Here is a 15,025-nt window from a genome sequence, read left to right as displayed (position 1 = left end):
TTTCTATCCACCTCTCCCCTACAATCACACGTCAAAATCAGACGGTTTAATCGCCTGGCGTATGTCTTTGATTTCATCCCAACGTTCTTTGCTGAGGCGATAGCCTGTGCCAGGGCCGCGGTAGTCGTTCTTGCAGTTTACGGCGCTGATAACGTTGAGTTGTTTGTCAAGGATGGCCGAAGTATGGAGATAGTCGCCGGAAATACGCTGTTTAAGAGTTCCCAACACGCTTTCAGCAACATCAACAAAACCGTTCTTCGCAAGAGCTTTTACGATATCCACACCGGTAATACCGCGCTTCATCATATCTTCAGCGCCTTTTAAGTCTTCAACTACATTCCGCTTAATGATATCTTTGGTGCCATGGGCATAAGTGGCAGCTTCCACTTCCTCGTCAGTAATTGCTGGGAAGCCAAACTCCTTAAATACTGCCTGGATGGCTTTAGCTGCTTTATTACGAACAGCGATAACGGCTTCTTCTGATACCGGCTTGAGACCGCCGTCCACCATGAGGTCGCGCTGGATGATGTTCCAGTCATCATAGTCGTCAACATCCCAGTTAGAACCGGCAAACATGTTGTCATAGTTCGGAGTTGCGCTATAGCCTGAACAGATGAAGTCGGTGCCTGGCAGCATTTGCATCAGAGTACGGGCAGTACGGCGAATATCCGAATGAGTAAAGGTTTGGTCATTACTGGATGCTACTTCCAGATCGAGCATGGCAGCTGTAAGGTTCTCACCCAATACAGCCCGGATTCCTGAAGGTACTGCTGCCGGTACGCCAATGCAGCTTACCGAGCCGTTTTGGAGACCTTGTACGCCGGCGCCGCGGGTCAGCATGATGCAACGCACTTCAAGGTACAGCATGGATTTGCCTTCAGCATAACCCATTTGCACTTCAGAGCCTGTACCGGAGGTAAAGCGCATTTTCAGGCCGCGGGAAGCATAAGCCGAGGCTAAGAATGCCTTAGACCAGGGAGTGTCATCACCGTCTACGAAAACGTTTTCAGTACCATAGACTGAAATGGTTTCGGCATAAGCGGTAATGCCTCTCATACCTAAAAGCAATTCGGTTGCTTCTTCCAGAGCGCACTGAATCAGTACGCCGCCGCGTCCAACCTGACCGCCGACTTGCAGAGCCAGAGCATTAAACGGTGCATAACGAACAACAGCTACGGTTGTTTCCATTTCATCGAAACCGCGCATGGCAGCTTCGGCTGCGTCGGCAGCAATGAGTACAGGGTTATCCTGCGGATTAGTAACATGACATTGGTTAGAAGGAATTTTCCTAGCCCGCATCTTTTGCAGAGCCATCATCATTTCCACTACGTTCATGGTGTTAAGTACGGCAACAATCTTAGCTGCAGTCAAACCGCGGATAATTTTTACAAGTTCGTCACGCGATACATTGACATCAACAAGCATTTTGGCTATTTCGGTATCTGACATCGCCATTGCTTTATCAGCAATCGAAGTATCAATCGCATAATCAGCGATAAACTGATCGATAAAGTCGAACTGGGAACGAGGAATCCCATCCATCTCAATAATTTTACCGTTTTCTATCTTAATGCTAGGTTTAGGATCGTTGGGGCTGCCCATAGCCATCAGGCCGACTTCAGGCCACTCGACTACGAAACCATCCTGGTTTACAGGGCGGGCTTCCAACATTTCAAAACGTTTTGATCTCTTCATCTCAATTCCCCCCTGTTCTTAGATATACGGTGTTGTTACGGACGGAGCCGGACCAGTCATCGCTTCTAATAATTTTTTGCCTACTTCTCTGGCCGAAATTACTGATTGACGAACTGCGCCTGAGTCGCCGGTAACCATGAGAATAACCTCGTTGGAATAGCTGGTGCCGCCTGCAGGGCTGGCATAACCAACCACTTCAACACTGGCAGTTTTTACAGCTGTATCGGCCATCAAAACACCAATTGCAGCCGGTGCGCCGACGATTAACCCGAATGCTTTGCCAATAGGAGCGCCAAAGGCTTTATTTATGGCATAACTGGCACGGGCGGTATATTGAAGCTCAAGGTGACCAGCATCATTAGCGTATACATCACCGAAAGTACGATCAAGCTCCTTGAGGGCAACTTCGATAGCGCGGCGGGCATCTGATACTTCTTCAGCTCCGAAAATGATCAGACAGCCATGACCGGCACCACCTTTGGTATCACGGGCAAGTTCGATTGTTACGATCTCGGTATTGGTGGCTTTAACGGCTTCGTCAGCAGCCATGATGTGCGGACCAGCACCGGTACGGGCACCAAGAATACCGATGGAACGGTATTTAGGGTCAAGTTTCATTTTTTCATGAAGAATGGGATCTACGTTGGCGATAACCAAACCTATGGTGTCACCGATGGCGGTACCAACGAATTCGGTAATACCAGGGTTAGCAGCTGCTTTTACTGCCTCTTGAGCAGGAGCGGCTGGCGCGGCTGTTTCCATGCGCTTTTTAATTTCATCCATTACTTTCTCGATCAACTGATCTTGCATGTAATTACACCTCCAAAAAATTATGACTACTTAACTTTAGGAAGAATCTTTTCAACATCCACATGAGGACGGGGGATAACATGAATAGAAACAACTTCTCCAACATTTCTGGCAGCTGCTGCACCAGCATCAGCAGCGGCTTTTACAGCACCGACATCACCACGTACCATAACAGTGACTAAACCTGAACCAATCTTTTCATAGCCTACTAACACAACATTAGCTGCCTTTACCATGGCGTCTGCAGCCTCAATAGCTCCTACCAAACCTTTGGTTTCGATCATACCTAACGCTTCACTCACTGTTTACACCTCCTTTCGTATCAAATATTCTGTCAACTCGGCCAAGCCTGCCCCGGTATATGCGGAAACATAGAAGAAAGGCTCTTGGATTCCCGCTTGCAAGAGACAAAGCTTAGCTTTTTCCTGGTCTGCACCAGGGGCATCTATTTTTGTGACCACTCCCACTACCGGCCGCGGAAACATGGCGGCAAAACCTGGCGGAAGTGTTATCCGGATATCGGTAGCATCCTGCACCATAAGCACCATTTTCGCTTCGGTGGCTGTCACAGCTAACGCCGAGTAGAAGCGAGGCATTTGCGCATATTCACCAGGTGTATCGATGGCTCCATCGCTGAAACAAATACTTGATGTTTTTTCAGCTTTTCGACAATCTTGGTTAAGTGCATTGATCAAAGACGTTTTACCCGCTCCCACGGGACCTACCAACATAATCATATCGTTTTATGACCTTGTCAGTTTGGAGGCTGAGAACCCAAGTCCGTCAGCTAACAGATTAATGACCTGCTTTAACGCGGCTTCCACGGCTGAAACATTGCCGGTGATAACCACCGAACCGGTAAAGCGGTCCATAAAGCCAATTTGAACAGCTGCTGTCTTTGTTGCTGCGTCTGCCGCAATAATGGCTGCCTCACAAGGAGTAATTGTTAATATGCCGATTGCACCGGTATTCACAATGCCTAATTTATCGCATAATTCTCTTTTAGGGTTGGCGATCAGATGTGCCAATGTCACCTGTTTGCCTGGTACATATTCCTGCACCACTCTCGGCTTTTCCTGAATCATACCCATACCTCACAATCGCTGCCAATGTGGATTGACTGAATAATCTCTTTCGCCATAATAATTTGCTTTTTTTGCAAAATTACCTTGAGATGAAGTCGCCAGACCACAGGACATATTTGCGCATTCCGGCAAGGTACTATTTTCACGAGCGATACCCTTTTATTAACTTCATGGTATTTCGTTGTGATGTATTGTTCTTTTGCGGATAAAAACAAAAAAAGACTGTTTTTCACAGTCTTTTTTATGGTCATTCTACACCTCGGCAATGCTAGGAAGGTCAATCATATTTTATTGTTGTGTTTTAGAAGGTTGTTGTTGCGAAAGCTTGTCCACCTGGGCAGATTTAGTACTGTTCTTAATTTGGGTCCGGTATTGGTTGGGTGTAACCCCCACTTCCTGGCGAAATACCCGGCAGAAATAGCTGGCATCCTGGTAACCGGCCTCACTTGCCACACGAACTACCGTCTGCTCAGGGTTTTGCAGCAGTTTCTTTGCCTTATCAATTCTTACTTTTGTCAAAAAGTCTACAAAATTGCAGCCCTTTTCTACCTTAAAAATCCGGCTGAAATAATAGGGGCTCAAATGGACTGTCTGCGCAACCTCGTCCAAGGATATGCTTTTATGGAAATTTTCTATGATATATGCACAAGCTTTGTTAATTAATCTCACGTTCATACTTGTGCGGTGTTCCAGCATATTATCCATAAATTGGTCCAAAGCATCCAGAATCCAGCGGCGTACTTCTTCCCGGTCAGCGCAACCCATTAAGTGATTAATACAGTTAAAATTCAGCAGTGTCAGTTGCTCGAGATTGGCTCCTCCCTCAACAGCAGCTCTTGATAACACAATTAAGAGTTCCAATACACACGCTTTTACTGTTTCAATACTGGCCTTAGCCGTAAAAATCTCATGTAAAAGTTGACGCAAAGCTTCCTTAGCCTGCTGCCGCTCGCCGCAGCGCACTTTATCAAGCAGACTCCGTTCGTAATTGAAGGGATAACGAAATGATACCGCGCTAAGATGAGGAAGATCATCAATATGGATAATCTGATTATCTCCCATATAAAATTTTTGCTGTTCAGCGCTTACTGCTTCAAGATATGACTTATGGATTTGCAGCGGATCATTATAATAGCGGCCAATCCCAATAGTAAGGCTAACCCCAAGCTCAGTTATGCCGTCTCTGATTTTTTGGGCTGTCTCTCTCACTTGATGTTCAACCTGCTCTGGCTTAACCTCACCCTCATAGCTCATCAAAATAATGATTTCATCGCCGCCAAAAGGGATAACCAGGGTATCCTTACCAGCACATTTACAAACCTGCTGGTATACGCGCTGTTTAACCACCTGTCTTTCCAATTCTGATGCACTGCGGGTAATTTGTTTAAAATTATCAATATTAGCCACCAGTATTGCGCCAGAATCGGCTGTAATGCCAAGAAAAGCCGCGCGCTCACGGAAGTTGGCTAAATCAGTGACCTTGCCTGAGACGAGGTCTTGGATAAAGGAATTTTTGATAAACGGCATGGCCTCGTCCAAGTTCTTCCTGAGCTCAGCTTCTTGCTGTTCTTTGCGTTTTCGCTGTCCGATTTTCTCGGCGACAGTATTTAATGTCTCCAATAAATCTTTAGGCCTTAGCGGCTTTAATAAGTATTCTACAGCCCCAATTGAAAGGGCTTCTTTCGCATAGCTGAATTCATCAAAAGCGGTAAGCATAACAATAGTTGTATCTGGCAGCTGTTCCCGTATCGTGCGGGCAGCCTCCAAACCACTCATCTCCGGCATCCGAATATCCATGAGAACAATATCCGGTTTTTCTGCAACAGCAATCATTACAGCGCTCTTGCCATCCCCTGTTTCTGAGATAATCTGTATATCCGGGCAGTTTTTTTCAATGATAAATCTGAGCGCCTGGCGTTCAAGTTGTTCATCATCGGCAATCATGAGTGTATACATACATGCCTCTCCTCTTATGTTCTACAATTAAGAGTAGGTGGGCAAGTGTATAAAAATATCAGTACCCTCGCCTACTTTGCTTTCTATACTTAAACCAAACTGATCGCCGAAATAATGCTGAATACGCTTGTGAACGTTGATTACTCCGAGCCCGGTCGTATGGCTTTTTCTGGGCCTTTTTTCCGCCTTGAAGATGGTACTAATCCGCTCAGGGGCAATACCAATCCCAGTATCTGACACAACAATGACTACCTTATCACTTTCAGTGTGTCCGCTGATTCTAATGGTCCCGCCATCTCTTTTTGGTTCAAGACCGTGAATGATGGCATTCTCGACTAATGGTTGCAAACTTAGGGCAGGGACCGATGTTTTCAGCAATGTAGAATCGACATCAATAGATGCCTGGATCCGGTCTCCAAAGCGCACCTTTTGAATGGTTAAATAGTCGTCAATTGTTTTTATTTCTTCTTCGAGTGTGCGCATTTCCGCAATATCCCGCAAATTTGTGCGCAGAAGATCTGACAGAGCGTGAACAACTTCCTGCGTCTGCTCCGCTCCTTCCAATAATGACAGACGGGCGATGGTATTGAGTGTGTTGAACAGAAAATGGGGATTAATCTGCGAATGCAGTGCCTTCATTTCAGCGGCCCGGAGTAAATTCTCCAGTTCAGCTTTTGCTTTCAGTTCTTCCATTAGCTGTTTCTGGACAATATTAGTAACTCCCATTTCCACAATATAATTTGCCATGATATGCAGCAGATCAGCGGCCGCTTTAAGCCGGTTTTCCGGTGTAATTTCAACTGCATCAAACAATTCTGATAAGATTTTTTCATTCATACCCATATGAGATAAACGCCTACATATTTCGTATTTGGCATTAAAATCTTTTAGTGGTAGTACAACTTGGCCAGCCAATAAAGCGCCTACATATTCATTTTGAACAATAATCGGGGCGGCAAAATCGGTTAACCCGCTATGGCAATGGTAAACAAAAGGACGCTGCAATTCCATAGCCTTCCGCCCACCCCGGTCATCACAGGCCATACATCGTGCCAATCCTTCTGGAAAAGAACGAACATAGCTGCAAAAATCGGTAAATTTACTCGGCTTGGTAACAGGCTTACCATCAGCATCAACAACAACGGCCGCTATTCCAGTAGTTTCCGAAAATTTATCCTGGATCTCTTGCAGTATCTGAGTATTGACTATTTCAGCCAAAGCAAACCTGTTGTAGTTATGCACAAAAAACTTCCCCCTGCTTCAACTTAGAACTTATTTAAAGGGGATACTTTTGCTACAATGACCGTCAATTCCTGCTTTCACTAGTAAATAATCATCAAAACGACACTAAATTGCGGCCAGTTGCGGCAATTCCGCATTACTTGGTTCAATGTCAGAGCGTCTTGCCATATTATAGATAGTGAAAGTCATCGTTTTTAGCATTGTTATCATCAATATTGCCCCCGTACCTTCTCCTAAAGCCAGATTGGCTCTAATCGGCACCTCGTCAGCCAAAATATTTCCGAGGAGCATGGCATAAGCCATACCCGGTTCTTTGGACATATGTGAAGGCAAGGCATAGTGTTCCACTTCTTTATTAATTCTGGCAGCGCAAGCAAATGCAACTGCTGTTATAAAGCCATCAATAACAAACGGTGTTTTGAGATTAGCGCACTCAATCATACCGGCGCATATTGCAACAATATCCAGTCCACCGACGCAGCGTAGAATGTCCTCAATACATTTGAAAGTCTCTCTATGGCGCTCAACACCTTTAGCAACAATAGTACATTTCCTTTTCACAATGTCGTTATTATGTACACTAGCTCCGTACCCTACGACAAACTCGGGCAAAATTCCAGTCATCGCATGCAAAACTGCCGACGAGGTTGTAGTATTACCTATTCCCATTTCACCGAAAGACATCAGGTTGGCTCCTTGCGTGTCAATGGCATAACTAACCATTTCCCGCCCAACTTTCCACGCTTGGTCAAATTCGGCTTGGGTCATGGCTTCATCCTTCATGAAATTCTTAGTGCCAAAAGCAACCTTGCGGTTTATTCCCGCGGTGTTTTTATTATTGATGCCAATATCAATAACTGAGTAAGGAACATTGTTTGAGTTACAGAAACAGCCTATCGCAGCACGTCCGTCCACCATATTTCGTGCTTGGAGGTAAGTTATTTCCGGCGAATCAGCGGCAACGCCTTCTTCAACAATACCGTTATCGGCGGCAAAAATTAAATGATAGGGCTTTACTTCAGGATGCATGGTCCCCCACGCCAATAGCATTTTTTTCAAAAGCTTCTCCAATAACCCTAAACTATTGGTCGGTTTTGCGGCGTCATTAATCAGACTCTCAACGGCTGCCCGATAATCCATTTCTACTCCCCCTACTTTTTATTTTGCGCCCATAAACAAAAACCCTAGCCCAAAAGGGCTAGGGTTCTATTTTCATAAAATCCTGTCCTTCTGGTACTACCCCTGGCGCGGAGGTAAATAACAGCCATAACAGGCAGGTCTCCTGGCTTACGGTTCCCCGGAACACCCTCGCCTTCCCGGATAGCCGGTGGCATATTAAAGATGTTCCTCCCCGATTACAGTGGCGCGACCGCGTCGTTTAAGGATTGTTTTCCAATCCTTCCGAGCTTCCCTATTCTCCTCTCTATAGCGAGAGGCACCTGTATGGTGGAGTTATGAAATTAAGTATCTTCTGTTGTAGCATATTCTACAGACAAAAGCATTCTCCTTTTAGTCTATGAGGTGTTCGCAAGATGTTAAAGCATTTTGTCAAAAAATTTCTATTTTAACCCTCTTGCCTAGTGAAAAGAAACCAGCTGGCAAAAAGCAAGACACCACTATCGTTTTAGCAAGCATAAGACACATTCTTTAGCGTAACTGCAAGAAAGTAGTTACCAATCGCTATGATTTATCATTTTTTTGCTAAAGTCAGTCTATTCAATAGCTGGAGCCTTGCACAAAATAGTAAACAATGCTATTGTTTTAAGAACTTATGTACAAGGAGGCTGAGTCAATGAAAAAAGTCAATGAATATTTTATGACACCTATTAGTATCTTGGGCACAGAATGTATGGAACGAATCGCAGGTTATATCAAACCAATGATGTTTAGAAAAGCCCTAATTGTCAGTGACAAAGTATTAGTTGACAGTGGGCTGATTGACAAGCTCCTCACCTTACTTGACTCTGACGGCATTTTTTACATAATCTACAAGGATGTCTCACCTAACCCTACAGTAGCCCAAGTAAATTATGGCCTAAAGCTGCTACGGGACAATGGCTGTGACTTCTTGATTTCATTTGGCGGCGGTTCCCCCCACGACTGTGCCAAGGCCATCGCGCTGCTGGCTACTAACGGCGGGGAAATTAGCCAGTATGAGGGATTAAACAAATCAAAAAAGCCAGCCATGCCGCTTATTGCCATAAATACAACGGCCGGTACTGGCAGTGAACTCACCCGCTTCTGCGTCATTACCGATGAAGAACGGCATATAAAAATGACTATTAATGATTGGCATGTTACCCCCATTATTGCTGTCAGTGATGCCGAGCTGATGATCGGGATGCCTCCAGGCTTAACAGCAGCAACTGGCATGGACGCGTTAACCCATGCCGTCGAGGCTTATGTTTCAACAAATGCCAGTCCTGTAACAGACTGCAAAGCGGTAAAGGCAGTTGAGTTAATTGTGGGTAACTTAAAAACCGCCTATAGTGACGGCACTGATTTAAAATCCAGGGAAGCCATGGTTTACGCTGAATACCTGGCCGGTATCGCCTTTAACAATGCCAGTCTTGGGTATGTACACGCACTGGCCCACCAGCTTGGCGGCCTATATAATCTGCCCCATGGACTGTGTAACGCCATCTTACTGCCGGCTGTCATGCAATTCAACCTGCCGGCAGCCGTAACCAAGTACGCTGACCTTGCCCGCGCCGCCGGAATTGAACCCAGTGGTTGTTCAGCAGAAGCAAGCGCCAGAGCATTCATTGCGCAAATTCAACAACTCAATAAAGATTTAGGCTTACCGGCAAGACTCCATGAGCTCCGGGGCTTCAACGCCGATGACATCCCCCGGTTGGCAGAAAGTGCACTGAAAGATGTCTGCTGCCTAACCAATCCCCGCCAAGGGACACAACAGGATGTAGAAGCAATCTACCGCTCCATTTTGTAATCGATATTGGATTTCATTAGAAAAATATAATGCCCTGCAGATGATTGAAGTCTGCAGGGCATTATATTTTAAAAATTAGAAGACCAAACAATTCTATAATTTAACCGAACATGGCAATCCCCAGCGGCGTAACCAGCAAGGGATGTGGCGGCACATGTACCTTCCGGCCAAAGGCTTTGCCGAATTCTGTTTCAAAGCCTTGCAGATACGCAGTGCCGCCGACAACGTAGACAGGGTATTCGTTAAATTCATCATACCCGTTCAACATATTTTTTACCACTGTGGCCATTTTTTCAACAACTGGCAAAACCACTGGCAAAATTTTGCGGTGCTGGGCAGCATCCCGTTTAAGAAGCTCAGCCTCTTCAAATGATATTTTATAGGCGCCAGCTAATACCAGTGATACGTGAGTTCCACCGGTGGGTTCATCAGCCGTAAAGACTAGTTCGCCATTCCTTAAAACAGCAATACCGGTAGTGCCGCCGCCAATATCCACCACAATGCCATGCGTAATATTGAGTGCCTTAGCGGCTGCCACCGGCTCATCGATCTGACAAATAGGTTCCAAACCGGCCCCAGCAATAACATGGCCGCAAGCCATGGCATTACGTCCCACCGTGCCTGGCGGAATGGCTGTGGCCCCTTTATCTAAAGTAATACCCATGAGTTCTTCCACTTCGGCCTTTAACTCTTCGACAATGACCATAGCACCCCGGAAATCAACAACAAGACCATCTTTAACCACAGAAGCCCACCGCATACTGCCTGCAACCGGATTACCCGACTCGTCGGTAACAACCAGCACAACATCTGCTGTTCCCAGGTCAACCCCAACCTTGTAAGGGCCTGGCAAATCAGCTACCGTTTTAGTCTCAATCAACTCATACAATCTATGAATCTTTTCATACGCCTCCACTCATGTATCCCCCTTGCCACCCGCATTCATTCGCTAAGCTATGGTACTTGATTTCCCTAAAGCATAAGCAAATCCCTGTTACCATAACCATAAATAAGTGCCAAGTTATTTTAATTTTTTGCGCAAAAAAACTCTCTGCCGCACCGCGTGCGAAACAGAGAGTTTGTTACTACAGTCTTACTCAGCAGAGTCTGTGCCTTTAGCTAGTTTCTTTGTGTCGCCTGCTGCAATGCCGATGCCGGTATGATAGGGGCTGCTGGCATTGACTGTTGGCTCAGCTACAGCAATCCCCCTATTGATCAGAACATCCCGCAGCAGCCATGGTTTATCAGTGATGATCCCGTCGACACCCATGTCAATCAGCATGTTCATTTTAGTTGGATTGTTAACAGTCCAGGGCACTACTTTCATACCCAGTTCATGTGCTTCACTTACTAATTCGTTGGATAACTCTTCCCAATAAGGTGATACGACATCAGCTCCAATGGCTTTAGCCGCTTTTACATAATCGCCTTTGAAAGTGTCAATGTCAAGGCCGGCCATCCAGGGAGAGGCACCCGGTTCACCTGGTTGGCGGCACATACTGTCACGGCCCCATGACGGCTGTTCACAGGTAAGTGCTACCAGGGTGATTTTGGGATCTAACTTTTTCATCTCTTTTAAGGTCCGCCAGTCAAACGACTGTATCATAACGCGGTCTTCCATATGGTATTTTTTAATGATTTCATAGACCTTTTTTACAAATGCAGCCGGTTCAGGGCTGTTTTTAGCTTCTGGGAAAGCGGGGTCAGGATACGATTTTGTCTCAATGTTAAACATTACTTTATCATTACCGTACAAGTTTGCCAGTTCAAATACTTCTTCCAGCGTAGGCATCTTTGTGCCTGGATAGGATAACTGTGTTTTGCCGTGGCCTTCATAATAATCGCCAGCCGCTGGGTTCATAGTTCCAAGATCAAACTGTTTTACCTCAGATAAAGTCATTTTGCGGATATCGTACTTTCCAGGTTCCACATAATTGCCGTTCGGCCCTTTAGCCAAATTACTATTCATAAATGGATTATGGCTTATTACAATTCTTCCATCCTTAGTCATTTGCATATCCATTTCCAGGGTAGTTACCCCCAGTTCCATGGCATAAGCAAAGGCGATTAACGTGTTTTCCGGACGGGCATCACGCCCGCCGCGATGGGCCTCAAAATCAAAGATTTGGGGACTGGATTTTGCCTCAACAGGATTCATAGTCAGCATATTCACCCCAGATGTTAGTAGTGCCGCAGTAATACCTGTCGCAATAAGACGTCTCCAATTGCATTTTCCTTTAAGCATTACAACTCCCCCTTGTACTGTTTTCCGTAGTTACATTATATACTGGAAAACAATGGGATTTGTTATGTTTATATTATACTCATATTAACATATTATTTATTACTTGCGGGCTAAAAACCATACTACTAAAATTATTGCAAGTACTCCGGCAACTACCAGGCCAACATCTTTTGCTAAACCTGATAGTTGCTGCCAATTATGACCCAGCCCTATACCTAAAGAGATGAGAGCACTGCACCAAATCCCTGAGCTAACAAGATTACTCAAAATATACGACTTAACATTCATGTGTACAAAGCCTGCCGGTATGGGAATAACGCCGCGGATAACAGGCAAAAGTCTGCCAAACACTAATGCGAAAATACCATACCGCTCAAGCCATTGAGTAATATTTGCCAGTTTGGACTCAGACGGTATGAGAAACCGAAAATATTGGGCTATGATTTTTGTTCTGGCGAAAAAGCCTATACCGTAACTAAGCATAGCCCCTAGCAAGTCACCTACCGCGGTGGCGGCTATGGCAGGAATTAAGTCTAATTGACTGCTATACACTAAATAGCCGGTAAAACCCAATGTTAGTTCACCTGGCAAAGGCACCCCCACACCGGTTAGCAGCATCGCCGCAAATACAGCAGCATAGCCGTAGTCACCTAGATTGTTAAGTACTGCTTGTGCCGTCAGTTCCATAGGCATTAATTTTATAAGCCTCCACTGTGTAATAACTAATCGTTTTTCTAATATACAAAATTAGTATTTCCGGTAAAATTAGAATAAATATAACCATATATAATAAGATTGTCAATCCCCCGATTACAGAAAGAAACTGGCCTCAACCCAACTGCACGAAGGGAGGAGGCCAGTTCGTTCTTCTTATCCAGCAATCAACTTATCGCACAGGACAACTGCTTCGTCAGCAGTTTCGGCCCAAGCATCAGCACCAATCTCATCAGCGAAGGCTTGGCTGGTAGGGCCGCCGCCGATCATTACTTTATATTTTTCCCGTACTTTCTTACTCTTGAGATATTCGATAATATTTTTTTGAGCAGCCATCGTAGTAGTCAGCAAAGCTCCAGCAGCAATAATATTTGCACCCACTTCTTCGGCTTTGGCCAAGAAATTTTCTGCCGGTTGGTCGATTCCAATATCATACACTTTATACCCTGCTGCAGTCATCATTGCACCAACGATATTTTTGCCAATATCATGAATATCACCAGCAACTTGACCTACAATAACCTTTCCTTTGGCATCGCCGCCAGTAGCTCCTGATTCGGCAATGACTGGCTCAAGCATATCAAGGCCAGCTTTAAGAGCATCTGCTGCCATCATAACATCTGGTAAGAATGCTTCCCCAGCTTTCCATTTTGCCCCAAGCTCTTCAATGCCTTTAATAAGCCCTTTTTCGATAGCTACAACCGGGTCTATCTTTTCATCAATGACTTGCTGGCAATATTCAACTACCAGATCTTCATCACCATCAAGAATAGCCTGCTTTAAGTTTTCAAAAATCTCACTCATATCATTATACCTCCATCAATCTTTTGTTTTATATGTTCAAGTACTGTCGCAATGAAACTTGGGACTAGTCTTTTATTTCAGTCATTCTCTTCTCAATGAAAGAGCAAAGTGCCTGGTTGATACCGCTATCCAATACCGGAGCCTGGAATTCAGCCAGCATGGCTTTCCACTTTCTCTCTGCCCGCTGATTAGTATCCAGGTGCTCTTTACCCCAACCGTCATAAGACAACCGGTCACTAAGTGTAGCCCGCCGAAGTTCTTTGGCATGGTTTTGACGGGTATGCTTCTGGGTAAGGAAATGTCCTCCCGGTCCGACTTTGGCGATAACATCAAAGGCAAACTTGTCATCAGAGAATTCAATGCCTTTCAGATACCGCAGGATCATACCGGCGATCTCGTCGTCCACGATAAACTTCTCATACGACATGGCCATGAAATATTGCAGTATCCCGGCGGTATGCAGAACAAAGTTGATCCCTGACACACTGGCAGCCATCAGCGTCATCATCGATTCGTACCCGGCCTGTGCATCGACAATCTTAGCATCGTTCAGACCGCCGCCTCCCCGGCTGGGAACTCGATAAGTCCTTGCCATTTGAGCACTGGCAGAAGTAAATAATGCTCCTTCCGGATTACCAATTGATAATGAACCTGTTTGCATATCGGTGATGGCTGATGTTGATCCATAAACCACTGGAGTACCGGGATTAATGCTTTGTGCTAATGTGATACCAGCTAGTACTTCAGCATTCTGCAGGGCTAAAGCACCTGCCATTGTTGCCGGTCCTGTTGACCCAGCCATAACCAAGGAAGCAATGACCATAGCCTGACCGGCCTCAGCATAAGCCATCAAGGCCCCTAGCATACGGTCATCATATTTTAGTGGGGTTACTGAGTTGATGAGGCATATTAAGGCTGGTTTCTCCTTAATTACTTCTTTCCCGCCAAAAAGAATGGCAGCCATTTCGATACTATCCTGGGCTTTGTCATAACCAGAAGCGCTGCCCATAAAGCATTTATCAGAATGCGTTATTGAACTATAAACCATCTTCATATGTCTTATTGAATCAGGAACGTCGGTTGGCTCTGCGGAATTTCCGCCAGTCATGTGCATATTAGGACTCATCTGAGACAGCTTAACAAAATTATCAAAGTCTTCCATTGTTGAGTTGCGCCGCTTGCCATCTACGTCGTGGATGAACGGAGCGCCATAGCCAGGCATAAAAATGATATTCTCGCCACCGACTACCAGATTGTTTTGCGGGTTACGCGCATGAAGAGTAAATTCGGTAGGCGCCTTAGCCACTTGTTCTTCCACAAACTGCCTTTTGAAATAGACCCGCTGCCCTTCTACCCTTTGCCCCTTTGCTTGCAAAACGTCAAGAGCAGGCTGGTATGAAAATTCGACACCAATCTCACTCAGAATTTTCATACTCTGTTCATGAACCTGGTTCACCTGCTCAGGTGTTAATACATTAAATTTGGGTAACATTGCCAGCACCTCTTTCTATTATTGTCATTATA

At 45.3% G+C, this 15,025-nt stretch carries 14 protein-coding genes and 1 riboswitch; of the genes, 1 reads left to right on the top strand and 13 read right to left on the bottom strand.

What is annotated here, in order from left to right; genetic code table 11:
* Window positions 1-24: 24 nt before the first annotated feature.
* The 8 genes from VN447_RS03515 to VN447_RS03480 form a co-directional block, all read right to left on the bottom strand.
* Window positions 25-1,695 (bottom strand): propanediol/glycerol family dehydratase large subunit, encoded by a 1,671-nt coding sequence (locus tag VN447_RS03515; RefSeq protein WP_325522867.1) that lies wholly within the window; start codon window positions 1,693-1,695, stop codon window positions 25-27.
* A gap of 18 nt (window positions 1,696-1,713) precedes the next feature.
* Complete coding sequence (gene pduB / locus VN447_RS03510; RefSeq protein ID WP_325522865.1) at window positions 1,714-2,505, bottom strand: propanediol utilization microcompartment protein PduB; 792 nt, start codon at window positions 2,503-2,505, stop codon at window positions 1,714-1,716.
* Between the two features lie 26 nt (window positions 2,506-2,531).
* Window positions 2,532-2,789: a BMC domain-containing protein gene (locus VN447_RS03505; RefSeq protein WP_217805853.1), complete on the bottom strand. Its 258-nt coding sequence runs from the start codon at window positions 2,787-2,789 to the stop codon at window positions 2,532-2,534.
* A gap of 21 nt (window positions 2,790-2,810) precedes the next feature.
* Window positions 2,811-3,242, bottom strand: a complete 432-nt coding sequence (locus tag VN447_RS03500) for a EutP/PduV family microcompartment system protein (RefSeq protein ID WP_325522863.1) — start codon at window positions 3,240-3,242, stop codon at window positions 2,811-2,813.
* Window positions 3,243-3,248: 6 nt separating this feature from the next.
* Complete coding sequence (gene eutS, locus VN447_RS03495; protein WP_414714875.1) at window positions 3,249-3,587, bottom strand: ethanolamine utilization microcompartment protein EutS; 339 nt, start codon at window positions 3,585-3,587, stop codon at window positions 3,249-3,251.
* A gap of 291 nt (window positions 3,588-3,878) precedes the next feature.
* Window positions 3,879-5,546, bottom strand: coding sequence for a response regulator (locus VN447_RS03490; protein ID WP_325522858.1), 1,668 nt, complete (start codon window positions 5,544-5,546; stop codon window positions 3,879-3,881).
* A gap of 27 nt (window positions 5,547-5,573) precedes the next feature.
* Window positions 5,574-6,788 carry a sensor histidine kinase gene (locus tag VN447_RS03485; RefSeq protein WP_325522857.1) on the bottom strand — a complete coding sequence of 405 codons (1,215 nt, stop codon included), beginning with the start codon at window positions 6,786-6,788 and terminating at the stop codon, window positions 5,574-5,576.
* Window positions 6,789-6,893: 105 nt separating this feature from the next.
* Complete coding sequence (locus VN447_RS03480; RefSeq protein ID WP_325522855.1) at window positions 6,894-7,928, bottom strand: nicotinate-nucleotide--dimethylbenzimidazole phosphoribosyltransferase; 1,035 nt, start codon at window positions 7,926-7,928, stop codon at window positions 6,894-6,896.
* A 115-nt stretch (window positions 7,929-8,043) separates the two neighbouring features.
* A riboswitch (cobalamin riboswitch) is annotated at window positions 8,044-8,246 on the bottom strand.
* A gap of 334 nt (window positions 8,247-8,580) precedes the next feature.
* On the opposite strand from VN447_RS03480, the gene VN447_RS03475 reads away from it, so the two are divergent.
* Window positions 8,581-9,738 carry an iron-containing alcohol dehydrogenase gene (locus VN447_RS03475; RefSeq protein ID WP_325522853.1) on the top strand — a complete coding sequence of 386 codons (1,158 nt, stop codon included), beginning with the start codon at window positions 8,581-8,583 and terminating at the stop codon, window positions 9,736-9,738.
* A 100-nt stretch (window positions 9,739-9,838) separates the two neighbouring features.
* Here VN447_RS03475 and eutJ read toward each other — a convergent pair whose 3' ends face one another.
* From eutJ to mtgB, 5 genes are all read right to left on the bottom strand, one after another.
* Window positions 9,839-10,654: an ethanolamine utilization protein EutJ gene (eutJ, locus tag VN447_RS03470; protein ID WP_325522851.1), complete on the bottom strand. Its 816-nt coding sequence runs from the start codon at window positions 10,652-10,654 to the stop codon at window positions 9,839-9,841.
* A 177-nt stretch (window positions 10,655-10,831) separates the two neighbouring features.
* Complete coding sequence (locus VN447_RS03465; RefSeq protein ID WP_325522849.1) at window positions 10,832-11,983, bottom strand: glycerophosphodiester phosphodiesterase; 1,152 nt, start codon at window positions 11,981-11,983, stop codon at window positions 10,832-10,834.
* 99 nt (window positions 11,984-12,082) lie between these two features.
* Window positions 12,083-12,676 carry a DedA family protein gene (locus VN447_RS03460; protein WP_325522847.1) on the bottom strand — a complete coding sequence of 198 codons (594 nt, stop codon included), beginning with the start codon at window positions 12,674-12,676 and terminating at the stop codon, window positions 12,083-12,085.
* 177 nt (window positions 12,677-12,853) lie between these two features.
* Entirely contained in the window at window positions 12,854-13,501 is a 648-nt protein-coding gene (gene mtgC / locus VN447_RS03455; RefSeq protein ID WP_325522845.1) for a glycine betaine-specific corrinoid protein MtgC, read from the bottom strand.
* A 64-nt stretch (window positions 13,502-13,565) separates the two neighbouring features.
* On the bottom strand, window positions 13,566-14,993 hold the full coding sequence (gene mtgB / locus VN447_RS03450; RefSeq protein ID WP_325522843.1) for a glycine betaine--corrinoid protein methyltransferase: 1,428 nt from the start codon (window positions 14,991-14,993) through the stop codon (window positions 13,566-13,568).
* Window positions 14,994-15,025 lie beyond the last annotated feature (32 nt).

This window comes from Sporomusa sp., from assembly GCF_035561155.1.
In the GTDB taxonomy this organism is placed as follows: Bacteria; Bacillota; Negativicutes; order Sporomusales; family Sporomusaceae; genus Sporomusa.
The sequence above is the reverse complement of the archived record's forward strand: the minus strand, read 5'-3'. Positions and strand labels throughout refer to the sequence as shown.